The organism is Halopseudomonas sabulinigri (assembly GCF_900105255.1).
Classification (GTDB): Bacteria; Pseudomonadota; Gammaproteobacteria; order Pseudomonadales; family Pseudomonadaceae; genus Halopseudomonas; species Halopseudomonas sabulinigri.
Genome location: NZ_LT629763.1, coordinates 3,906,145 through 3,928,577, shown reverse-complemented (window position 1 = coordinate 3,928,577; position 22,433 = coordinate 3,906,145). Strand labels below are relative to the sequence as shown.

Genomic DNA, 22,433 nt, shown 5'->3' with positions numbered 1-22,433 from the left:
AGAATCATGCAGTGATAACTGCTACACGATTAGGAAAAATAATGAGGTAAAACTGAGGGGGAAATGGCGCAGCGGACGGGACTCGAACCCGCGACCCCCGGCGTGACAGGCCGGTATTCTAACCAACTGAACTACCGCTGCGCTATATACCTCGAGTGGTGGGTGATGACGGGATCGAACCGCCGACCCTCTGCTTGTAAGGCAGATGCTCTCCCAGCTGAGCTAATCACCCGTTTGCTCTCGAAGTGGGGCGCATTCTAGGCAGCTTTTTCGGTTATGGCAATACCTTTTTCAAAAAAAAATCAGCCTATTTCAATATCTTATTCATCAGCCCCGTAAACACTGGTTGTTGCGCATGGGCTCAGGCAATATTGCTCGTTTTCTCGGGCCAACCAGCCCCAGGCAACAACAGAAGGACAGCATCATGTGGTTTCGTAACCTGCTTCTCTACCGCTTCAGCCAACCCACACCCTTCAGCGAAACCGAATTGCTCGAGGCGCTGGAACAGAAACCGTCACGCCCCTGCGCCAGCCAGGAAACCCATACCCTGGGTTGGACCACGCCCTACGGGCGGCATTCGGAAAACCGCCTTGAGTCGAGCAACGGCTACTGGTTGATTGCCCTGCGCAAGGAAGAGCGCATTCTGCCCGGCAGCGTGATCAAGGAGGCACTGGCAGAGAAGGTCGAAGAGATCGAAAACCGCGACGCTCGCAAGGTTTACAAGAAGGAGCGCGATACCCTCAAGGATGAGATCATCATGTCGCTGCTACCACGTGCCTTTACCCGTACCCAGACCACCTACGCTTGCCTCTGCCCGGCTGAAGGCTGGATTGCTGTCGACAGCTCCAGCCACAAGCGCGCAGAGGACCTTCTGAGCCTGCTGCGTGAGTGCACCGGCACCCTGCCCGTGCGCCCACTCAATGTGAAGACGGCCCCCGCCGCGTGCATGACCCAGTGGGTCAAGGAAGGCACTGCGCCCGAGCAACTGGTGATTGGTGACGAGTGCGAGTTGCGCGATACCAGCGAGGATGGCGGCGTTGTACGCTGCAAACGTCAGGATCTGGCCAGCGATGAGATTCAACTGCACCTGTCGGCGGGCAAGCAGGTCAGCCAGCTGGCATTGCAGTGGCAGGAAAAGTTGAGTTTCAGCCTGGACGACAAGCTCACCGTCAAACGCTTGAAATTTGAAGACCTGCTGCGCGACGAAGCGGACGACAACGCCGGCGACGACATGGCCAGCCAGTTGGACGCCAGCTTCAGCATCATGTCAAGCACGCTCAGCGAATTGATTCCAGCCCTTGCCAACGCCCTTGGCGGCGAGGACATTCCGCAGGGAATCTGAACCAGCCCAGCCCCAGCGCGGTTTGCAAAAAGCTATCCACAATATCTGTGGATAACTTTGTGGATAGCTTGTATGAACAGCGCGCGGGGCCAAGCCTAGTGGGGCAAGAGTTCAAAATGATCATTTTTTAACCTGTATTTTTATTCAATTAAATCAACAAGTTAAAAATTCGACACCGTATTTCAAGCACTTACAGCGCTATCTTACCGTTCTGTTACGGCTCGCCCCGTATCTGTGCACAATGTCAAGGCACGGCGCCCCGAACAAGAGCAAAAAAAGCCGCTTTTTCAGCGGCAAAAACACTTGACCTCGGCCCGCGCGCTTGACCTAAGGCAGCGCCCAGATAACCCATTCAATCCGTTGTACCCAACCAGTGCTGCGCCTCCACCGCGGCCTTGCTGCGCGGGTAATACCTGATGAGGTAACGCAAGCGTGCTTCACCGCGCTCGCGCTGGCCAGTCTCTACATCCAGCACGGCCAGGTTGTATTCTGACTGCGCCATGCCCTCGAGCAGGGTTTCCAGGCGCGGCACTATTTCACTGCGGTAAGCTGAATCAGGATACTGCCGGATGAAACCGGTCAGTTGCGCGTGAGCTTCGCGGCCCAGGCGCAAACGTTCCTGGTCATCGCCGGCAGCCATCTCAAAGCGCGCAAAAGGCACCATGGCCTGCAGGTAGGCGGCGTAATCCTGATAGGGTGCTTCAGGATGGCGTTTTGCAAAATCCTCCAGTACCAACTCCAGCGGCGGCAGCTTGCCCTGTTGTAGGCACAGATAGGCCGCTTCCAGATCCAGCTGGGCGTCGCTCAGTTGATGCACCTGCTGCGCAACGTTCATATCACACTGCCCCAAGCCGAGACGCGCCCGGGCATCGGCTATAGCTGCGTTCTGCTCCTGCTGCTTGACCGACGAACTGGCACAGCCTGCCAGCCCAAGTACTACTGCCGTAATCCAGAGCCCACGCATCTTGCTTACTCCACTGTGCGGTCGCCTAACCTGTACGACCGCCGATAAATTGAACCGCGTTATCGAGACCGTCATTGCAGCCTGGCGCGCCAGTGTACCCAACCCTCTGCATCAGGTCGCCCCAGCAGCTTCAGGCCTTCGGCGAGCCCGGCGTCGGCCTGCGCGCGCGCCTTCAACCGGGTGTCCAGCTGCAGGGCTTGCGCGGGCCGCCACTTGGCGTTGCCCTGCAGGCCCAGCGGCCCCTCCTGATCAGCTAGAGTCATCAACAACCAATCGTTGTCGCTGCTGAGCTGCGCTGACAGATGCCCCAGCGCCAGCGGCTCTGGCAGGCCGCCCCCGGCGTTCTGCCAGGCAATTCGACCCTCGGCATGCACCACTCGCTCGAAGTCCTTGAGGCGTAGCTCAGGAATATCCAGTAGCCAGTCACCGGTGAGAATAAAAGGCGCCTTGTTCACCGCTGCCATGCTGCGCGCATCCAACCGCCCATTCACCTGCTCCAGCACAACAGTTCCAAAGCCTACCCGCAAGGTGGCGTACACCTGGCTGTTGCGTGGTCGCCAATCAAGATCCAGGGCCAACTGCGCCTTGAGCATGGCCGCCGGCCGCCAATCCCACCGCAGCGCACCCTGATCAATACCCTCGACCTGCATGTTGGCCACCTGCCCCTGCCACAGACTGCCGGTTACGCCCTGCAGCTGCACCTTGGCAGGCAGGTTAGGTTTTACCTGGCGCCAGACCAGACTCGCCGGCAGATTGCTCACCAGCGTGACACAGAAGACTGCCAACGCCAGCCATACAAATACTTTCATACTCCACACACGCAGCATCAGGGACGCTCCACCAGCAGGCGGGCAGACACCATACCCTGAACCTCGGACACATCTATCGCCAACTGACTGACCTGCAGCCCCTGACGCTGCTCCAGATCCGCCAGCCAACTAAGCAACGCATCCATACCGACCTGATCAAAGCTCAGGCGCGCGCCCTCACCCTCGGGCTGCACCCGCGACAACGACGATTTTAAGCCGGCCGCATTCGCAGACACCTCCACCAGGGTCAGCACCGAGCCGCCACTGGCTCCATTGCCCGCGCCCTGCTGCAGGCGCGCCCGACGGCGCACATCATCACTTACCTGCTCCATCCACAGACGTTCGGCCGACAGCCTTTGCACGTCCTGCTTGAGCTCTGCGCGGCCGGCGATCAACGGCTCCCAGATACCAATCCAAAAGGTCAGCACCAGCAGAAACGCCGATCCGGCCAACAAAATCACGCGCTCGCGCGGCGCCAGTCCATTCCACCAGTTTTTCATGCGCCACCCCTTTGTAACTTGATGCGCGCGGTAACCCCTTCGTTCTCGGAGTCGGCCCCCTCGAGGTTTTCACTGACGCCAGGCTGGGCCGCCAAGGCCGCGCGAATGGCTTCAAGCTCGGAGAAGGATGCGACCTTCAACTCCACCACAACGCTTTCAAGACTTCCCCGCACCTGTTGTACCTGCGCGTTGTCGTGCTCTTTCAGTACCACAAAAAACGCATGTAACAGTGGCCCCATGCCGCTGCTGGAGCTTATTTGCGTCCCACCCTGCAACACCTGACGGAACTGCATGACCGGGTCTTCCCGGCGGCTGTTTGGCAGGCTGCGATCAAACAAGCGGCCTATCTCGGCACGCAAGCTGTCGCGCTCCTGACTCAGAATCAGATGTTCGCCTGTCAACCAGCCCAGACCCAGCGCCAGGGCCACGGCTGCGGCGATCAGTGCCGGGCGCATCTTGCGCCAGGGCGGCGCTGCCATGCTCACCGCGTAAGGGCCGCCAAGCAGATTGAAGGCCGGCGTGCTGCGCTGTGCCTGCAACAGCGCTGCGGCCAGGTGGTCTTTTTCCGGGAGCTGCTGCACCTCGACCGTAGCAGGCAACGTCAGCCCCAACTCATCGGCACTCAACCCTGCCAGCGTCATCTTTTGAGCCTGCGGCTCAAGCCCGGCCAGTCGCCGGTTGATCCAGATACCGGCCAGACTGGGATCGAGCAGCACCGGCTCTTCCTGCGCCGACAGTACCAGCACTTGGCTGTCGGTCGGCCAGGGTGACGGCATGACCAGCAATGCGTTTTCCGGACTCTGATCAGCATGCAGCGCGGCCTGTGGCAGCAAGGCCTCCAGCCGCCAACCCGCCACCCGAAAACACTCCAGCCAGGCGCGCATGGGTGTATGGGAGACTACGGCAGCGCTGACCTGACCATCGCTGCGGCGTGGCCCCATGACGATATGCAGCTCATCCAGCTCTTGGCTGACCAAATCTTCCAATGCGTAGGGCAAGGCTACCCGGGCAGCAGCTGCACGCTGTGCCGGCAAACGCACGCGAAACAGGTTCACCGCCGCTGCCGGCGCCAGCGCCCGCAGGCGTTCGGCAGGGAAGCGCTGACGCAACGCTGCCAGCGTGTCTTGGCCACTGGCCTGGACCGCACCATCGCGCTCCATGCGCCACCAGTTCAAGGCCTGAGCCGCAGCGCCTTCACGCAGCGGTTGTTCAGGTAAAAGCACTATCAACATATCGTCTGATCCACTTCTTATCAGGGCTCACAGGCCGTTTGTTCTCGCAGGATCACTTTGCCGTTGGGCGCATCCAGCAAGGTGCATTGGAAAAATCGACGGTCACCGAACTGGGCAACTATCTGCAGACGCATAAACCAGGGCGCGCCGTCAGCAGCCGTACGATCAGCAAACACCTCCTTCATCAGATCCGGGCTACGCTCCAGATCAATCGGACTGGCTTCGCTCGGGTACGCGGTAACGTAAGGCGCCAGCGCCTGCCAGGCCTCGCTGGACACACCGGCAACCGAACTCAACTCCGACGCCACCAGCATGGTGCGGTTGGCTGACAGCCGCGGTGGATCCTGCAGGCGATACAGCGGGTCGTCGGTTTCCGGGTCCATCCAGTCGCTGATCGCCACGGCCAACTGCGCCCCGGACGGCATGGTCACGCCGCTGTCCTGCGCCACACGATCCACCAGCCGGGCGAAGTCGGCCTGTTCCTGCTCGTCACCGCCAGCCAGGGCGTTGAGGTTGTAACGGCAGCGCATATTGTCGAGCGTGGCTTGCAGTTGCACCTGATCCACTTCAAACGGCAGCACCGGCGACAGGCAGGTGTCCCAGAGCAGCTCGTCCGGGCCGTCAGCCTGCTCGAGTATCTGCAACACCATCTTTTCCGCGCCGAGCGCGATGTGGCGTGACAGGTCGCGTTCAAACACCGCACTGCTACGGCGAATATCCGCCTGCCCCCGCAGCACCATGCCGACGGCCGCAGTCACCGCCAGGGCAACCACCAGCAAGGCGGTTATCAGGGCCACCCCGCGTTGTTTGTGGGCTGTGTGCATGAGGCTACGGTTCATAGCGCACCCACCGGAATCAGCCGACGAATCAGACCCAGGCGCGGCACATCCAACACCAACTCCACGGCCATCGGCAACTGGCTGCTACTGGGGTCGAGGCCTTCTGGCGGCCAACTGGTAACCCGCTCCAAACCACTCGGTCCACGCACAACAAACGCAAAGCCACTTTCGACCCCCAGTCGTTCATCCTCTTCAACCAGGTCGGCGAACGGCTGAAGGCGCATCTGCTCGGTGTCGGTTACATCGACGCCGGGCCAGAGCTCGCGCTCCAGCCCGGACTCGGTCAGGCGCCAGGCAGTGCGCCGCAAACGCTGATCGCCGCCAGCCCCTGCGCGCACGATCTCCAGCAGCGGCTGCTCATTGCCTGCCAGCAGGCGCAACGGAGGCAAGCGGTCGCCAAACTCATCGCGTACCTGAATATCTACCATCTGCGCCAAATCCCGCTCCAGTACGCTCAGGCTCACCTGCAGGTCTGCCAGTTGGCCGGAGCTGGCGCGGGTAGCATGGTCAGCATCCAGTACGGCGCGCAGCCCGGAATAAGCGACGACGCTCATGATGGCGAACACCGCCATGGCAATCAGCAATTCCAACAGGGTAAAACCGCCGGCGCGAACCCTGTTCATGGCAGCACAAACCCGCTGACAACCGCACGTTGTCCGCTCTCATCACCGGGCAGCAACCACAGTCGAATATCGATTCGCCGTACCGCCGGTAGCGGCAACGGTGACTTGGCCGTGTAGTCACTGACCTGCGCCTTGTAGCCAAACCGATAAGGTCCCATCTCGGTTTCCCCGCTCAAATCGCCTACCGCTGCCGGGCGCATGCCGGACTCATACTCCGCCAGCAGGTTTTCACCGGCCCAGTGCGCCATGGTGCGCTCCTGCAGGTAAATGGTATTGCGTGCGTGATCGCTGCCGGATTTGACCAAGGCAGCCAGCGCGACCGCCAGAATCGTCAGTGCCACCATCACTTCCAACAAGGTGAAACCGGCCGACTTACGGGCGTTCATTGGTCACCTCGAGACTGCCTTCCAGACCAATATTGATGTACTGCACCAGCTCCTTGCCGGGTACCCGCAGGGTGATCAGACCCGGCGTCATCTCGCCGGTATTGCTCAACCGCACGTGCGGCTTCCAGCTTTCATTGAGCGGTAGACCCTGACGGGTGCCGTCGGCTTCATACTCCAGCTCCACCACCCCTTCGTTAAAATAATGCGGTCCCAGTTGCGGGTCCTGCAGTGCCTGCCACTCCCGCGTGGCATCATCCAGCAGCACCAGATCCAGCAGGCTGTAGCCCTCGCGACGCAGGCCCAACGCGCGGTCGGCGCCGCCGGTGATCAGGAGTTCATCGTGGGCCAGGCGCAGCACGCCAGCGAGCCGCTGCGCTTCCTGGCGCAACTCGCGATCAGCGCCGTCGCCAATCGCCAGTGTGGCAAGGCCGGCAATCACGCCGATCAGCACCATGACCACCAGCAACTCGATCAGGGTAAAGCCGATCTGGCGCAGACCGGTTGCGCGCGGGCCCGCCGTCATCAACGTTGGTTCGTCTGATCCAGATCCCAGTTGCCAATGTCCATATTGGCGTCTGTGCCGCCCGGGCTGCCATCAGCACCCAGGCTGTAGAGGTCGAACTGGCGGCCGTCACGACCTGGAGTCTGGTACTGATAGTCGTTGCCCCATGGGTCTTTCTGCAGGCGATCAAGATAACCACCGGTACGCCAGTTGCGCGGCGCGTTCTGCCCTGTCGGCATACGCACCAGTGCGTCCAGCCCCTGCTCGGTGGTGGGGTAGTTGAAGTTGTCGAGACGATACAGGTTGAGCGCGCTTTCCAGGGCGCGAATATCGCTCTGCGCCTTGGTGGTACGCGCCTGATCCGGTCGGTCCATCACCCGCGGCACCACTACGGCGGCGAGAATCCCCAGAATCACCACCACCACCATGATCTCAATCAGGGTAAAGCCGCGCTGAGCTGCGCGCGCGGGCTGGTTTGCAATACACATCATCAGTTCACCAATTGGTTGAGTTCAAAGATCGGCAACAGAATTGCCAGCACAATAAGCAGCACAACACCGCCCATGGCCAGAATCAGCAGGGGCTCGAATACCCCCATGACCATGGCGATGCGCGCTTCCAGTTCGCGCTCCTGCGTTTCGGCGGCGCGCTCCAGCATCTGATCCAGGGTGCCGCTACTCTCCCCGCTCTTGATCAGGCTCAGCGTCATCGCCGGGAAATAGCCACTGCGTTCCAGCGAGTAGCCCACGCCTGCCCCTTCACGTACCCGCTGCGCCGCCTCGGATACAGCTTCACGCATGGGCAGGTTACTGATCACACTGGCGCTCATGTTGAGTGCCTCCAGCAGCGGCACACCGCTACCGGCCAGAATGTTCAGGGTGCGCGCGAAGCGTGCGGTATTCAGCCCCCGGTTCAGGCGCCCCAGCAACGGCAGCTTGAGCAGAAACTCGTGCCAGCGGCGCTGGTGGCTTTTGTTTTTCAGCAGCGTGCGTGCGCCAAACCCCAGTGCCATCAGCACGATCAGCATCAACAAGCCCCATTCGCGCAGTGCGTCGCTGACTGCAATCAACGAGCGCGTCAACAGCGGCAGCTCCTTGTTCATGCCGTCGAATACCTGCACCACCTCCGGCACAACATAGGTCAGCAGCGCCACCGTCACTAGCAAGGCGACACAGGTCAGAATCGCCGGATAGAACATAGCCAATTGAATCTTCTGACGCATAGCGTTCTGCGCCTCAACGTTGTCAGCCAGGCGCTCGAGCACCAGATCCAGCCGCCCGGCCTGCTCGCCAGCCGCAATGGTGGTGCGGTAGATCGCCGGAAACACCGAAGGAAACTCGCTTAACGCATGGGCCAGCGGCAAGCCTTCCATCACCCGTGTACGTACCGCTGAGAGCGCGGATTTGACGCGCGGCGATTCGCTTTGCCGCGCTACGGTACCCAGCACCTCTTCAATTGGCAGACCGGCGCGAGCCAGCGTGGCCATTTGCCGTGTGGCCAGCGACAACTCCAATGGTTTGATGCGCTTCTGCATGCTGGGCATGCGCAGGCGCGAACTGCTCTCGGCAACCTGATTGACCGACATGGGCGTGAGGCCCTGATCGCGCAGGCGACCACGCACCTGACGGGGCGAATCGCCCTCCTCCACACCCTTGCGGGTGCGCCCGGCATTGTCGAGGGCAACGTATTCGAAGGCTGGCACCCTTAATCCTCCCGGGTCACGCGCAGGACTTCTTCCAGCGTGGTGTCGCCGGCCAGAACTCGGCGCAGACCGTCCTGACGAATACCCATCTGACCCAGGCGCGCGTGACGCACCATCGCCTGCTCGCTGGCACCGTCATGGATCAAACCACGCAGGGTGTCGTCGATCTCAATCAGCTCATAAATACCGGTACGGCCGCGGTAACCTCCGCCATTACAGGCATCGCAGCCCACCGCGCTGTACAGCGTAGGCGGGGTTTGCGCATCCATGCCCATCAGGCGGCATTCACTGGCACTGGCCTGGTGAGGCTTACGGCATTCCGGACAGAGAGTACGTACCAGCCGCTGGGCCAATACGCCGTTCAGGGTCGAGGACAACAGAAAGGGTTCGATACCCATGTCGCGCAAGCGCGTGATGGCGCCTACGGCGGTATTGGTGTGCAGCGTGGAGAACACCAGGTGACCGGTCAGACTTGCCTGAATGGCAATCTGCACGGTATCCACGTCACGAATCTCACCGACCATGACCACATCGGGGTCCTGACGCAGAATGGCGCGCAGGCCGCGGGCGAAGGTCATGTCGACCTTGTTGTTGATCTGAGTCTGGCCGATGCCATCAAGGTAATACTCGATCGGGTCTTCGACGGTCAGGATGTTGCGGGTGCGGTCGTTCAGGCGCATCAGCGCCGAATAGAGCGTGGTGGTCTTACCCGAGCCAGTCGGTCCGGTCACCAGCACGATGCCGTGCGGCCGACTGATAACCCGTTCCATGGCATCATAGTGTTCGTCGCACATGCCCAGCTGACGCAGCTCCAGCCGCCCGGCCTGCTTGTCGAGCAGACGCAGCACTACGCGTTCGCCGTGCCCTGAGGGCAAGGTCGACACGCGCACATCCACCGCACGGCCAACCAGCCGCAGACCGATACGGCCATCCTGCGGCAGGCGCTTCTCGGCGATATCCAGCTTGGCCATGACCTTGATGCGCGACACGATGACCGGCGCCAGCGCGCGCGGCGGTTCGAGCACTTCCCGCAGCACACCGTCGACGCGCAGACGGATCGACAGGCGGTTTTCAAAGGGCTCGATATGAATATCGGACGCGTTTTCCTTCACTGCCTCGGACAGCAGTGCGTTGATCAGGCGAATGATCGGCGCCTCGTCCTGCGACTCGAGCAGATCCTCCGGCTCGGCCAGCGATTGCGCTACCGACATCAGGTCAGCGTCATCGCCCAGACCCTCAACAAATTGCATGGCGTCGTTGGCGGAGCGCTCGTACTTATCGCGCAGCTTGGCCGCAAAGGTATCGTCATCCAGCAGCACCGGGCTGAGCGGGTGACTACTGTGACGACGCAGCTCCAGCAGCCCCTGCGGATCGCAATCTGCACGCACGAACACCTCCAGCTGGCCGTCCTCGCGCAGGCTGCCCGGCAACACGCCAAACCGGCGGGCAAAACGGTAGCCGGTTTCCGCCGGCGCATTGACCGTTGGCGCATCGGGGCTGAATTCGGTCTCACTCATGACCTGCTCCTAAAGCGCTGAGGGCGGTGCAGTAATGGCCGACGGCAACGTCGACCCTTGCATCGCGTTCTCAAACGGCGCGGGCAGGCTCAGCAGATAATTCCAGTCCGGCAGAACCGGGAGCGTCGCCTCGTCGAGTATCCGGCCACGGCGATTCTGCTCGGCCAACTGTTGGTCACGGATGTAACTGTATTTGGCATGGGTCAGGCTCTCGGCTACGGCGCTATCACGTACGATCACCGGACGCAGGAAGATCATCAGGTTGCGCTTCTGGAGATTGGCGGTGTCATAGCGAAACAGCCGTCCCAGACCAGGAATGTCGCCCAGGCCCGGTACCTTGTCTGCAGTCTCGACCAGTTGATCGTCAATCAGGCCACCGAGCACGATCAACTGATTGTCATCGACCATTACATGGGTGGTCAGGCTGCGCGTGTTGGTGATGATATCGGCAGCCCCGGTAATGCCAGGCGCAATCTGCGAGACCTCTTGCGCGATTTCCAGGCGCACTGCGTTTCCTTCATTGATCTGCGGACGAATCTTCAACTTGATGCCCACATCCTCACGTTCAATGGTATCGAACGCCTGGCCGGAATCTTCAACCGATCGGCCGGTAATAAAAGGCACGTTCTGGCCGACTACGATTTCAGCCTCTTCGTTATCCAGTGTCAGCAGGCTTGGCGTCGACAAGATATTGCTCGCCGTATCGCCCTGCAACGCGTTGATCAACAGCGCAATCTGGGCGCTGCCAATGCTGGCGACACCACCCAGGGTAGCGCCGCTGCCAAGCGATGGAGGCGAGGCCAGGTCACCGTCAAGAAAGCCGCTCACGCCAGCTGCCAGATCGACAATGCCGCGACCGTTGCGATTGAAGTTGATCACACCGACGCCCGAGCTCTCGCTACCAAAGCCCCACTGCACGCCCAATTCCTTCGCACGCTCGTAGGACACTTCAGCGATCACGGCCTCAACCAGTACCTGCGCGCGACGAATGTCCAGCTGGCGAATGATGCTCGAGAGCTCGCGGGACAACTCGGCCGGCCCATAGACCACCACCGAGTTGGTGCTTTCGTGCGCCTCTACCCGTACCCGATTCTGCGCGCTGGAGCTGGTAGAAACCGGCGCACCGTTACCCTGCCCGGTCGCGCTGCTGTTCTGCTCGCGCCCCTCGGCGATGCCACGCAGCACTTCGGCAACATCCTCCGCCTTGGCGTAGCGCAGGTAATGCACCTGGGTATTGCCGTCCTGGCCGGGCACATCCAGCTTGCGCACCACGCTGCGCAGCGCAATGCGACTTTGTGGATCGCCGCGCAGGATGACCGTATTGGTCCGCTCATCGGCAATGATGCGCGGTCCCTTGGTAAATTCCTCGCTCGGCGCATTGCTTTCCAGGCCCTGTACGATGCGCACAACATCCAGTGCTGAAGCGTGCTCCAGCGGCAGCACCTCAAAATCTTCCATCGACTCCTGATCGATACGTTCCACCAGGGTCTGGATACGACGCACATTGGCCGCCGTATCGGCGATCACCAGCGTATTCGACTCGGCCGCCGCCGCAAGGTGGCCGCCCTTGGGTACCAGCGGGCGCAGAATGCGCACCAGTTGACCGGCGTTGATGTTCTTTACATTGATCACGTGGGTGATGACCTCATCACCGGGCGTATCACTGCTCAGCCCAGCCAGCTCGTTCTCCTTCGCCTGCACCTCGGGGACGATGCGTACCACACCGTCCGCCCCGCGCACGGCGGCAAAACCGTAGGATTTCAGCACCCCCAGAAACAGTGGATACAGCTCGCCACGCGGGATCGGCTTGCCGGACACCACGTTAACCTCGCCGCGCACCCGCGGATCGACGATGAAATTGATGCCGGTTTCCTGGCTGACGATCTCAATCAGGCCATTGATGTCTGCGCCACGCAGGTTCAGCACCAGGTCCTGGGAGCCATTTCCCTCGGGCTCCACCAGCGCCTGTGCGGCCAAATGGGTACTACCAAGACACAGGCTCAACGCCAACGAGAGGGTAAAACGGTTAAGACGAAACTGCATTGGCATCTTATTTCAATCCATCGTTATCGTTATGTTCATGGGCTCACCGTCGCGCTCCAGAGAAACCGCTACCGAACTGGCATCGGTCAAACCCTTGAGAATGTCGCGATAGTCCTCGATGTCGGCGATTGGTGTGCCGTCAACATCGGTAATCACATCGCCGGGTTTGAGGCCGGCAGCCTCAAACTCGCGAGCGTTGCGTGAAGGGGTCACTTCCAGGCCATACATGGCGCCATCTACCATTACCGGCGTGGCGCTGATGACTTCCATAAAGCGTTGCGGATCATTCAACCAGGCGTCGCGATCAATACGGGCAACGCCGCCGTCCGGTGCCAGGGTGACATTGGAGTCGGTGGTGGGCAGTGCGGCACGGCGCGCGGGCGAACGACCGGCAGCAGCGTCGTGCTGCTTGAGTCGCAGGGTTTCCAGTTGCCCGTCACGAACCAGCATCACGCGGTCGGCCAGCACCTGATCGAGTCGTACCTGCCCGGGCAGCTCAGCGCCAACGCGATAGAGCTTCTCAGGCTGACCTTGGGTGGAGAGTATCGCGGCGCTGCGTTTGGGGTCGGGATCGGACAATACGCCCTTGAGAGTCCAGCTCAGCTTGGTGTCAGGTGCATTGACCACCACCGGGCCGTCCGCTGCAGGCGCGCGGCCGAGCACGGATAGGACGGCAAGCTCACGAAAGCCGGGCTGGCCAGCAACATCATTGCCCGAGGTGGGATAACCGAGCGATGCAGGCGGAGGCAGTACGCTGTCAGGCTCAATCAGCATCCAGGTCAAGTGGGCCAGCAACCATGCGCTGAACAGCACCAGAATACCCGTCACCAATCGGACGACCGCGTCTGATGAAAAGCGAGCAACCAAGGGCATGCGTTCTCCGTAGCAAAGGGGCCGTGAGACAGCGTCCGGGCCAGTGGGAGCAACATTACTGACCTTTCTTTGCAAAATTATTGTTATACGCCTGAAACAGGCTGCGCGATTGCATCGATTGTCACGATTTTGCCATCTAGCAGCAACCCCCTGAACGGGGTATTCCAGAGCTGTTCAATCAGAAATGAGACGCTATCGGTATTGGTCTCGCCACCCCATCACCCGAATAGGTGGCATTTCTGTTACAGACATCAGCTGAATTGATGGTGGCTTATCGCCACGGGCGAAACTGTCTCACACCGAAGCACTGATGGCTTGCGAGACAAAGCAAATCGGGCTTAACTTCAGCGAGCAAAGCCAAACTCCCGTTTGACGGGAAATACAACAACAAGGGCTTGCCCAACGGAGAACAATAAGAATGTTTAAGCTTAAGAAAACCGCGCTGATCGGTCTCGCCATCAGCACACTCGCGCTTGGTGGATGTCTCAGCAGTGGTGGTGGCGGAGATGACGAGGAGGCCCGTATAAGAGAGCAGCAGAAGCGCATAGACGCGGATTTCTTCGTGCCCGTGGAAGAAACAGCAGCAGACTTCACCGCCTACAAAGACGAAGCACCTTACAACACCACAGATCGCTGGGTTGGCGTGCTGGACGGCGCAGCGTATCGTGTCGAAGTTCCCGAAAACTGGAACGGCTATCTGGTGATGTACGCCCACGGTTTCCGCGGTCAGGGCTCGACACTGACGGTCGATAACGCACCCATGCGTGAGTACCTGCTCGACAACGGCTATGCCTGGGCCGCCTCCAGTTACAGCACCAACTACTATGACGTGCGAGCGGGCGTAGAGGATACCAATGCGCTGGCACTCGCGTTCACCGACATTGCCGCCGAAAATGGCCGTACGCTGGCCACCCCGACCAAGTACTACATTACGGGCGTTTCCATGGGTGGGCATATCACCGCGGCGGCCATTGAGAAAGAAACCAAGGAAACAGCAAACAACGTGGTGAACTATGCCGCTGCAGCTCCCATGTGCGGCGTGGTGGGCGATGTTGAGCTGTTCAACTATTTCGCCGGCTATACCATTTCCATGGCAGCTCACGCAGGAGTTCCAATTGATGATTTCCCGCTGACTGCAGACCAAGCCGCGAGCAAGCTTGCTACCGCCCGCAGCGTATTGTGGGATGATTTTGCCAATGATCCGTCACCCGATGGCCTCACGGCCGATGGCGAGCTACTTTACGAAACACTGAAAAATCTCAGCGGTGGTGAGCGCCCAATCTACCGAGAAGCCTTCGAGGAGTGGCAGCTACTGCTTCAGAGTTTTGCGGGTTCTGACGGCACCGTCGATGGCATATTGCTGGACAGCGTCGTTGACACTAATGGCCTGACCTACCGCTATGAGACTGAGCTGGGGGAGCCGTTAACAACAGACGAGATCAACTTCAACAGCATGATCGTGAAAGCGGATCCAGTCCCCGGCGCCAACGATCTGCGGGATGACGGACTTCGCTGGATTCCAACGATAAAAGGCGACTTTGACGTTCCCGTGGTAACGGTTCATACGACCGGCGACCTTTTTGTCCCCTTCGTCATGGAGCAGATCTATCGGCAGCGAGCTATTGAGAACGGCAATGATGATTTGCTGGTACAACGCGCAGTACGCTCTCCAGGGCATTGTGAGTTCACAGCAGCTGAGGTCACCGCTACCTTTGATGCCATGATTCAATGGGAACAGAACGGGATCAAGCCAACTGGCGAAGACGATGACATATTGGATCCGGCCAAAGTCGCCGATGATAACTTTGGCTGCACCTACACCATCAATGATGTGGTTAACCGTCCCTCAAACTATCTGATTCGCTACGATCTTCCCGCTTGCGAACCCGCTGTACCGGTACTTTAAAAGGAAAATTGACAGGGCTGGCCCTCAGCCCTGCTTTCTTTCAACCTCGGTAAGTTCATCCACCACAACCCTGCGCACCAGCTTTTTCACATTGCTGGTGCGCAGCATTTTGACGTTGTCCGAGGCCTGTTTGAGCTCATCAGCGGGCAGCGAGTCTTCCAGCTCACGCTGCACCTGCGCCAGCATACCCTTGGCGCGCCCCAGCAGCCGACCCGCCGAACGCACTACCGCAGGCAGGCGCTCAGGCCCCAGCACCAGCAGGCCGACCACCAGTACCAACAGCCACTCGGTCATCCCGTTGCCGAACATAGGCCGCTCCCTGGCTCAGACGCGCTGCTGGCTCTCGCGCGGCGCTGTATGCTGCCCAGCCGCATCGAGTGTCAGGTTGTCCTGCGTCTGCTCGGTTTCCTTTACCGCTTTGCGAAAGCCGCTCAGCGCGCCACCCAGATCACTGCCGATGTGACGTAGACGCTTGGTACCAAACAGCAGCATCACGATCACCAGCACGATCAACAACGAACCCACACTGATTCCACCAATACCCATAACCACCTCCAAGAATAAGCAAGTCAGGCGCTGCTGCGCCTGACCCGAGTTGCCAGCACGGTGCCCGCAGGCACCGACTAGCTAGCGTCAGCTACCGACCACACCGCCGTCATCCTTCCACACCACCACAGTGGCAGAACGTGGATAGGCACCTGCGGTGTTGTCCGGCCAGTTGCTGCTGAAGTTGCCGGCCGCAAAGTCAGCGGCGCTGGTACCTTCGCCCGGATGCTGGACGTTGATGAACAGCGTCTTCTGGTCCGGAGACATGGTGATACCGGTGATCTCCTGATCGATCGGGCCAACCAGGAAGCGCTTGAGGGTACCGGTCTTGGGATCGGCAACCAGCATGGCGCAGTTGCCGAAGGGGTCGTCCCAGCCGCTGTCCATCTGAATCCAGACCCGGCTGTCCGGGTCGATCCACAGGCCGTCCGGCGAGCTGAGGATGTTGTCTGCGGTCAGCTTGTCGCCATTCGGATCGTAGCCGATGTTGTTGTCCACACCGCTTTCGCCGCTGTCGCCGCCGAACAGGAAGATGTCCCAGGCAAACGTAGTGGCCGCCTGCTCACCGTCGGTCTCGGACCAGCGAATGATGTGGCCATGCTGGTTGGCTGCGCGCGGGTTGGCCTCATTGAGGTTGGCATCCGAACGGTTGGAGTTGTTGGTCAGGGTGAAGTAAACATCACCGTTGGCAGGGTCAACTGCGCCCCACTCCGGACGGTCCATCGGCGTGGCGCCCATAAAGTCAGCTGCCAGACGGGTGTTGACCAGTACGTCAGCCTGGCTGGTGAAGCCATTGGTCTCATGCAGACCGTTCTGGCCGTACACCAGCGGCAGCCACTCACCGCTGCCGTCGTCATTGAACTTGGCAACATACAGCGTGCCTTCGTCCAGCAGGTCGCCGCTTGCCGTGGCAGCGCTGTAGTTGTCAGCAGTAACGAACTTGTAGATGTACTCGAAACGCGAGTCATCGCCGGAATAGCAGACGACCGGCTTGCCTTCTTCGGCCGGTGCAAAGACTACGCCCTCGTGCCCAAAGCGGCCCATGGCGGTGCGTTTTTTCGGGTTGCTGTCGGGATCGAACGGATCAATTTCGACCATCCAGCCGAAACAGACTGGCTCGTTGCGGTAATCCTCGGTCGCGTCGGCGCCCTTGATGCTGGCATCGAAACGGACGAACTCATCAGCGCCGCCCTCGGCCAACTCCCAGGCATAACGGCCAGTACCGCTGCCAACGCCATAACGCGCGTGCTCACGCGGGTTGTCGCCCTTGTTGGTAAAGTAACCGGCCCAGTTTTCCTCGGCAGCCATGTAGGTGTTCCAGGGCGTATAACCGTTACCGCAGTTATTCAGCGTACCGCGGGTCATGGTGCCGTTGGGGCTATAGAGCGTCTTGACGAAATCAGTGCCGCGGACCGGACCCTGGATTTCCATCGGCGTCAGACCCGTGATACGGCGGTTCAGTACGTCGTACTGCACCTTCCACTGGTTATCGCTGCCCTTGATGACGCGCACCACGGAAACACCGTGTGCATTCAGTTCCTTGCGCACTTCGTCTGCCGGGCGGGTACCCGCGAAGGTGGGCAACGCGCTGCTGTTCAAGCTCAGGCCAACGGCGGACTGGTGCATCAAACGCGGCTCAACGTATTCGTGGTTCAGCACGAGCAGGCCGTCTACAGAGCTGCCATCAATGCCATAGAAGTGCATGCCATCGTGGTGCGAGCCGATCTGGCCGGCCTGATCGGCACCGGTGTTGTCACGCGCAAAGGCCGCAATGCCACCCATGATCGGCGTGCCCCAGGGAATCAGCACCTGGTAGCTGTAGCCTTCCGGGACAGTAATGGTGTCTGCACTGTTGACCGCCACAGCGCTGAAACCGAGCAGCTCTGCCGGTGCTTCGGTTTCATCATCGTCATCATCCGAGTCGCTGTTGCAGCCAGCCAGACCCAAACCAAAGAAGCCCAACGCGGCGGCGCCGGCACTGCCTTTGAGCACTTGGCGACGTGCCAGCCGGGCCTCAAGAATGCTGGAAAACAGCGGGTTCATCTTACGAGTGCTCAGCGGCTCATCACCCTCACCGTGATCAATGATTACCAGCTGATCGTTTTGCACGTTGGACATCGGTTCCTTCCTCTCAGGTTGTAGTTACTAACCCGACTAGAATGGCGATGCCAAATGACATAAATGGGTCCTGTGCATGAAGCTTTGACTGCTTTTTAACGACACTGCGATGTCGAATGCATGACAGCATCTCCGCAGCTGGCAGTCCGTTTCGCCGAGCGCTCGATGCGGACTATTCGCACTCCCCAGATAACACAAAACCCGAGCGACACGACGGACGCTCGGGTTTGGTGTTGCCATCACGATAGCACTGAGCCGGCCTGCAACGGCCGCCCCGCTACCGCTACTGAATGGACTCGGCGAGACCGGTTTCCACTGTCGCCTCCGCATCCGGTCCGATTTCGACGAAGGTGTCGTTATCCAGGGTAAAGGCTGGCCAGTCGAGTTGCTCGGTACTGGGGTTGCCGGTTTTTGCGAAGTTGGTCCACAGGGTCATGGTCTGATCGGCGATAGCCACATCGGTTGCACCGTAGCGCATCGAGGCAAATACATCCGCCGGGTCTCCTTGGGTACCTGTGACGCCATTGCCGTTCAAATCACCAATGACCGGACGCGTGCCCTGAGGCGTGAGTACCAGCCCTAGCAGGTAGTTTTGCACCATGGCCGCGGGGTAATTGAACAGATACGGCAGCTCACAGCCGTGACAGCTGGCCAGCCCCATCTCGCTCCAGCCCGGTGGCACGCGGCTGAACTTGTAGATGAACTGCTCCGATTGGTACTGCGCCGAGCGCTGCGCCAGCCAGATCGGCAAGGCCGCACGGAGTGTGGTGTAGTCACCCGAGGTCACACCGGACATCAGCGGCACATCACTCGGCATCCCGTTGACCACGTTCTCATAGTAGGTATTGGGCTGATAGTAGTTGTCGGCGTTGGGGCGATAGGTCTGCCGCGGGATGCTGTTGTCCTGGTCGGCCTTGACCAACGCCGTCCAGGGCAGCGCGCGCGCCGCTTCCAACGTGCTGACGCCCGCCCGTGCAAAGAGCGCACTACCAATGGCTTCGGATTCGGCCAGAGAGACCTCAGGGCCGCCTACCTCATCCAGCGGTGCCACGCCGCTCTGTACGATTGCCTTGTGAAACAGGCCGGTCGCCTGCGGCGAGTTCATCAGCGAGTAGACCTTGCCGCCGCCGCCGGACTGACCAAAGATGGTCACATTGCCCGGGTTGCCGCCAAAGGCCTCGATGTTTTCGCGCACCCACTCCAGCGCCATCACCAGGTCCATCTGGCCGTAGTTGCCGGAGCCGTTGTAACCGCTTTCGGCCGTCAGCAGCGGGTGGGCGATATAACCAAAGGGCCCAAGACGGTGGTTGACGGTCACCAGTACCACGCCCTTCTCGGTCAGCCCTTCCGGGTTGTTGTACTGGCTGGAATTGGCCGACAGGATGGCAAAGGAGCCGCCATGGAACCAGACCATCACCGGCAGGTTGTCGGCATCCTTGGGCGCGGTGATATTCAGGTACAGCGAGTCCTCGCTCATGCCGCCTTCGTTGACCGCTTCCAGCGCCGTGTCCTGCGCGGACTGGTCGGCCCAGGAAACAGCCTCCCTCACACCATCCCAGGGTTCCAGCGGCTGCGGCGGCGTCCAGCGCAGCTCACCGAGCGGTGGCTTGGCATAGGGCACGCCGAGAAATTGCCAGGTATCCTCGTTCGCCGCAAAGCCGCGCAGGTCGCCGGCCTCGGTACTGACCACCAGACGCTCGCCGGTAGCACGAGTGAAGTGCGCCAGCGCATCCGCGGTCGCCATGACGCTGCGGGCACGCGGATCGGTATCGCTGAAGGCACCCGCGGTTTCCAGGGTATCCAGCACCGCGGCCAGGCTGGCGCGGAAGTCAGCCGCGGGCTGGCTGAGGTCCAGGCTCGCAGCGCTAAAGGACACCTCATCACTGATCTGCTGGGTAATCTGAATGCCATTGTTCAGGTCGCCATCGGCATCCAGGCTCTGCAGCAGCACCAACATGTTACTGACGCGCGTATCACTGGCATCACTGGCACCTTCGATGATGCCCAACGGTGTCAGTTCGTCAGCGCCGGTAGCCGATCCCAGCGGCAGATCACCGATGGCAAAGCTGATGGTCTCGCCAGGGAAGTAGTTGAATTTTCCCTCGGCATTGGTTTGCGCAGAGCCGACTTCTGGGCCCTGATAATCCAGGCCGGACACCGGGCTGTCTACAAAGGTGCCGGTGGACGGGTCATCGTTGTCAGAGTCGCCGTCCAGGCAACCACTCAGGGTCAGCATGGGCGCCAACGCCAGGGCAAGCCAGGCGGCGCGCAGAGGAAACGTGGCAGTATCGGGTTTGAGCATGATGCTCTCCTTTGCAGGTTGCAATCAGTTGTCCGGCACCGCTGGCGGCTTCACCGTTGGCGCCGGTTTCTTGTTGTTGATGGATCAGTCTGCAAACTCTTCGGCGATGCCGGACTTGACCTCGGCGACGTCGCTCAGCTCCACGTACTGCTGAGTCTCGGCGTCGTATTCGGGGTAGTCGATTTCACCGCTGATGCTCGGGTTACCGGTCTTGGCGAAGTTGGTCCAGATGGTCAGCATGCGCTCGGTAACCACCTCGTCCGTTTCATCAAAGCCGGCTGAAGCAAAGATGTCTGCCGTATCGCCCGCAGAACCAGCAACGCCGTTACCGTTCAGGTCACCAATCACCAGGGACCTGTTGGTCGCCGGATCAATCACCAGCCCCAGCAGGTAATGGGTCACTACGCTTTCCGGCATGTTGAACACATAGGCCAGTTCTGCCGCGTGATAAGCCTCTACACCGCGGGCTTTCCAACCGGCTGGCTGATGACTGAACAGGGTTGCGTAGGTGGGCGCTTCCTTCAGCGGCGCCATCCAGGGAAAGACCTCCTTGACCGTATTGATCGGATCAATGGTGTCGTTGGTATTGACCACGAACATGAAGGGCACGTCGTTGTCGTTATCGCCTTCGAACACGGCGCGCTCGGTGGTCGGCAGGTAGTTGTTGTCGACGTTGGTGTAAGGCGCCAGAGCGGCAGCGGCAGACACCACCTCAAGCCAGCTTTTTTCGCGCATCTCCTCCAGCGAAGCGGCGTTCAGGTTGGCCTGCAGATCACTGCCGATCGCCTCGGCGGCGGCCAGGCTGCGCGTATCCGGATAAAGCGTGCCACTTTGGCTGATCGCCTTGTGGAACAGACCTGCGGCCTTCGGCGAAGCCATCAGCGACAGCACCTTACGGCCGCCACCGGACTCACCAAAGATGGTCACGTTGTCCGGGTTGCCACCAAAGGCATCAATGTTGTCGCGTACCCATTCCAGCGCCATCACCAGGTCCATCTGGCCGTAGTTGCCGGAGCCCTGATAACCGCTTTCATCACTCAGCTCAGGATGCGCGATGTAGCCGAAGGGCCCGAGCCGATGATTGACCGACACCTGCACCACGCCTTTGCTGACGACGGCAGCCGGGTTGTTGAAGGGCACGGTATTGCTGGTCAGTGCGGTAAAGCCACCGCCGTGGAACCAGACCATCACCGGCAGATCTTCGGCGTCCTTCGGGGCGGTGACATTCAGGTACAGCGAGTCTTCACTCATGCCGCCTTCGCCAAAGCGCTGCAAGCCGGGATTTTGTGCAGCCTGGTCGCTCCAGGCGATAGCATCGCGCACACCGTCCCAGGCTTCCGGTTGCTGCGGCGCGCGCCAGCGCAGGTCCCCCAACGGCGGCTTGGCATAGGGGATGCCGAGGAACTGCCAAGTGTTATCGTCGGCGGCAAAGCCGCTCAGCTCCCCTGCTTCGGTGCTGACCACCAGACGTTCGCTGGTCGCCCGGCTGAAATGAGCCTGCGCCGCCGCGGCGCTGACCAGGCTGCGTGCACGCGGGTCGGTATCACTGAAGGCGCCATCGCTTTCCAGGGTAGCCACGACCGCCGCCAGGCTGGTGCGGAAGTCCGCGGGCGCTTGATCCAGTTGCAACGTTCCGGCGTTCAGCGAGACCTCTTCGCGGATAGCCTCGGTAATCTGGATGCCGTTGTTCAGGTTGCCGTCCGCGTCCAGCGATTGCAGCAGCACCAGCATGTTGCTGACCCGTTGATCTGTCGCCCCACTGGCGCCTTCGATGATGCTCAGCGGTGTCAGCATGTCTGCGCCGGCAGCGCTACCCAGATCCAGATCACCGATGGCAAAACCGAGCGTCTCGCCACCAAGGTAGCTGAACTCACCCCTGGCATTGGTAGTGCCGGTGCCGCCGGAGCTGCGCTGATAATCCAGCCCGGCTACCGCGCTATCGACAAATACGCCGGTGCGCGCATCGTCGTCATCGGAGCCAGAGCTCCCGAGGCAGCCCGCAAGCGAGAACAGCGCAGCGAAGTAGGACGCAGTCAATGCCGCCGAGCGCAGTGAATAGGGGACCTTTGAAGCTTTCATGCTGACCTCCATTTATTGTTGTAATGGGGCTCGCCATGCCATTGCTTGCGGGCTGTGCCGGAGCTGCGATACTCAGAGCCAGCGAAGAACGCGCACGCGGAACCCTTGACGCACCCAGGTAAGCGCTACCCGTTGATGGTCAATTGCCGC

20 protein-coding genes and 2 tRNA genes are annotated in these 22,433 nt (G+C 60.5%); 2 read left to right on the top strand and 20 right to left on the bottom strand.

Annotated features, from left to right (window positions below):
• Nucleotides 1-64: 64 nt before the first annotated feature.
• Nucleotides 65-141 (bottom strand) — tRNA-Asp (locus BLU26_RS17990).
• Nucleotides 142-156: 15 nt separating this feature from the next.
• A tRNA-Val gene (locus tag BLU26_RS17985) sits at nucleotides 157-232 on the bottom strand.
• 192 nt (nucleotides 233-424) lie between these two features.
• On the opposite strand from BLU26_RS17985, the gene rdgC reads away from it, so the two are divergent.
• Complete coding sequence (gene rdgC / locus BLU26_RS17980) at nucleotides 425-1,342, top strand: recombination-associated protein RdgC (RefSeq protein WP_092288207.1); 918 nt, start codon at nucleotides 425-427, stop codon at nucleotides 1,340-1,342.
• A 352-nt stretch (nucleotides 1,343-1,694) separates the two neighbouring features.
• Here the strand turns inward: rdgC and bamD are convergent, their stop codons facing one another.
• The 13 genes from bamD to gspC form a co-directional block, all read right to left on the bottom strand.
• Nucleotides 1,695-2,306: an outer membrane protein assembly factor BamD gene (gene bamD, locus BLU26_RS17975; RefSeq protein WP_157719402.1), complete on the bottom strand. Its 612-nt coding sequence runs from the start codon at nucleotides 2,304-2,306 to the stop codon at nucleotides 1,695-1,697.
• Nucleotides 2,307-2,377: 71 nt separating this feature from the next.
• Nucleotides 2,378-3,115: a type II secretion system protein N gene (locus BLU26_RS17970; RefSeq protein ID WP_157719401.1), complete on the bottom strand. Its 738-nt coding sequence runs from the start codon at nucleotides 3,113-3,115 to the stop codon at nucleotides 2,378-2,380.
• A gap of 17 nt (nucleotides 3,116-3,132) precedes the next feature.
• The gene (gspM, locus tag BLU26_RS17965; RefSeq protein WP_092288204.1) at nucleotides 3,133-3,615 is read right to left on the bottom strand and encodes a type II secretion system protein GspM; all 483 of its coding nucleotides are present in this window, start codon (nucleotides 3,613-3,615) and stop codon (nucleotides 3,133-3,135) included.
• Complete coding sequence (gene gspL / locus BLU26_RS17960) at nucleotides 3,612-4,847, bottom strand: type II secretion system protein GspL (protein ID WP_092288203.1); 1,236 nt, start codon at nucleotides 4,845-4,847, stop codon at nucleotides 3,612-3,614. Before gspL ends, gspM begins: the two co-directional genes overlap by 4 nt.
• Before the next feature lie 20 nt (nucleotides 4,848-4,867).
• Nucleotides 4,868-5,686, bottom strand: coding sequence for a type II secretion system minor pseudopilin (locus tag BLU26_RS17955; protein ID WP_092288202.1), 819 nt, complete (start codon nucleotides 5,684-5,686; stop codon nucleotides 4,868-4,870).
• Nucleotides 5,683-6,309: a type II secretion system minor pseudopilin GspJ gene (gene gspJ / locus BLU26_RS17950; protein ID WP_092288201.1), complete on the bottom strand. Its 627-nt coding sequence runs from the start codon at nucleotides 6,307-6,309 to the stop codon at nucleotides 5,683-5,685. Before gspJ ends, BLU26_RS17955 begins: the two co-directional genes overlap by 4 nt.
• Nucleotides 6,306-6,695: a type II secretion system minor pseudopilin GspI gene (gspI, locus tag BLU26_RS17945; RefSeq protein ID WP_092288200.1), complete on the bottom strand. Its 390-nt coding sequence runs from the start codon at nucleotides 6,693-6,695 to the stop codon at nucleotides 6,306-6,308. The genes gspJ and gspI overlap by 4 nt, the downstream gene beginning before the upstream one ends.
• On the bottom strand, nucleotides 6,682-7,218 hold the full coding sequence (locus BLU26_RS17940; protein WP_092288199.1) for a type II secretion system protein: 537 nt from the start codon (nucleotides 7,216-7,218) through the stop codon (nucleotides 6,682-6,684). Before BLU26_RS17940 ends, gspI begins: the two co-directional genes overlap by 14 nt.
• Nucleotides 7,218-7,685 carry a type II secretion system major pseudopilin GspG gene (gspG, locus tag BLU26_RS17935; protein WP_197674582.1) on the bottom strand — a complete coding sequence of 156 codons (468 nt, stop codon included), beginning with the start codon at nucleotides 7,683-7,685 and terminating at the stop codon, nucleotides 7,218-7,220. The genes BLU26_RS17940 and gspG overlap by 1 nt, the downstream gene beginning before the upstream one ends.
• Nucleotides 7,686-7,687: 2 nt before the next feature.
• On the bottom strand, nucleotides 7,688-8,899 hold the full coding sequence (gspF, locus tag BLU26_RS17930) for a type II secretion system inner membrane protein GspF (protein WP_092288197.1): 1,212 nt from the start codon (nucleotides 8,897-8,899) through the stop codon (nucleotides 7,688-7,690).
• A gap of 2 nt (nucleotides 8,900-8,901) precedes the next feature.
• A complete protein-coding gene (gspE, locus tag BLU26_RS17925) occupies nucleotides 8,902-10,416 on the bottom strand; it encodes a type II secretion system ATPase GspE (protein ID WP_092288196.1) in 1,515 nt (504 codons plus the stop codon).
• A 9-nt stretch (nucleotides 10,417-10,425) separates the two neighbouring features.
• Nucleotides 10,426-12,465: a type II secretion system secretin GspD gene (gene gspD / locus BLU26_RS17920; RefSeq protein ID WP_197674509.1), complete on the bottom strand. Its 2,040-nt coding sequence runs from the start codon at nucleotides 12,463-12,465 to the stop codon at nucleotides 10,426-10,428.
• A gap of 6 nt (nucleotides 12,466-12,471) precedes the next feature.
• Nucleotides 12,472-13,332, bottom strand: a complete 861-nt coding sequence (gene gspC / locus BLU26_RS17915) for a type II secretion system protein GspC (RefSeq protein ID WP_092288194.1) — start codon at nucleotides 13,330-13,332, stop codon at nucleotides 12,472-12,474.
• Between the two features lie 418 nt (nucleotides 13,333-13,750).
• On the opposite strand from gspC, the gene BLU26_RS17910 reads away from it, so the two are divergent.
• Nucleotides 13,751-15,238, top strand: a complete 1,488-nt coding sequence (locus BLU26_RS17910) for an alpha/beta hydrolase family protein (protein WP_197674508.1) — start codon at nucleotides 13,751-13,753, stop codon at nucleotides 15,236-15,238.
• A 24-nt stretch (nucleotides 15,239-15,262) separates the two neighbouring features.
• Here BLU26_RS17910 and tatB read toward each other — a convergent pair whose 3' ends face one another.
• From tatB to BLU26_RS17885, 5 genes are all read right to left on the bottom strand, one after another.
• Nucleotides 15,263-15,547, bottom strand: coding sequence for a Sec-independent protein translocase protein TatB (gene tatB, locus BLU26_RS17905; RefSeq protein ID WP_092288193.1), 285 nt, complete (start codon nucleotides 15,545-15,547; stop codon nucleotides 15,263-15,265).
• A 15-nt stretch (nucleotides 15,548-15,562) separates the two neighbouring features.
• Nucleotides 15,563-15,784 (bottom strand): twin-arginine translocase TatA/TatE family subunit, encoded by a 222-nt coding sequence (gene tatA / locus BLU26_RS17900; RefSeq protein ID WP_092288192.1) that lies wholly within the window; start codon nucleotides 15,782-15,784, stop codon nucleotides 15,563-15,565.
• A gap of 87 nt (nucleotides 15,785-15,871) precedes the next feature.
• Entirely contained in the window at nucleotides 15,872-17,902 is a 2,031-nt protein-coding gene (locus BLU26_RS17895) for a PhoX family protein (RefSeq protein WP_092288191.1), read from the bottom strand.
• Between the two features lie 283 nt (nucleotides 17,903-18,185).
• Complete coding sequence (locus BLU26_RS17890) at nucleotides 18,186-20,204, bottom strand: carboxylesterase/lipase family protein (RefSeq protein ID WP_092288190.1); 2,019 nt, start codon at nucleotides 20,202-20,204, stop codon at nucleotides 18,186-18,188.
• An 84-nt stretch (nucleotides 20,205-20,288) separates the two neighbouring features.
• Nucleotides 20,289-22,283: a carboxylesterase/lipase family protein gene (locus BLU26_RS17885; protein ID WP_172830671.1), complete on the bottom strand. Its 1,995-nt coding sequence runs from the start codon at nucleotides 22,281-22,283 to the stop codon at nucleotides 20,289-20,291.
• Nucleotides 22,284-22,433: the final 150 nt, after the last annotated feature.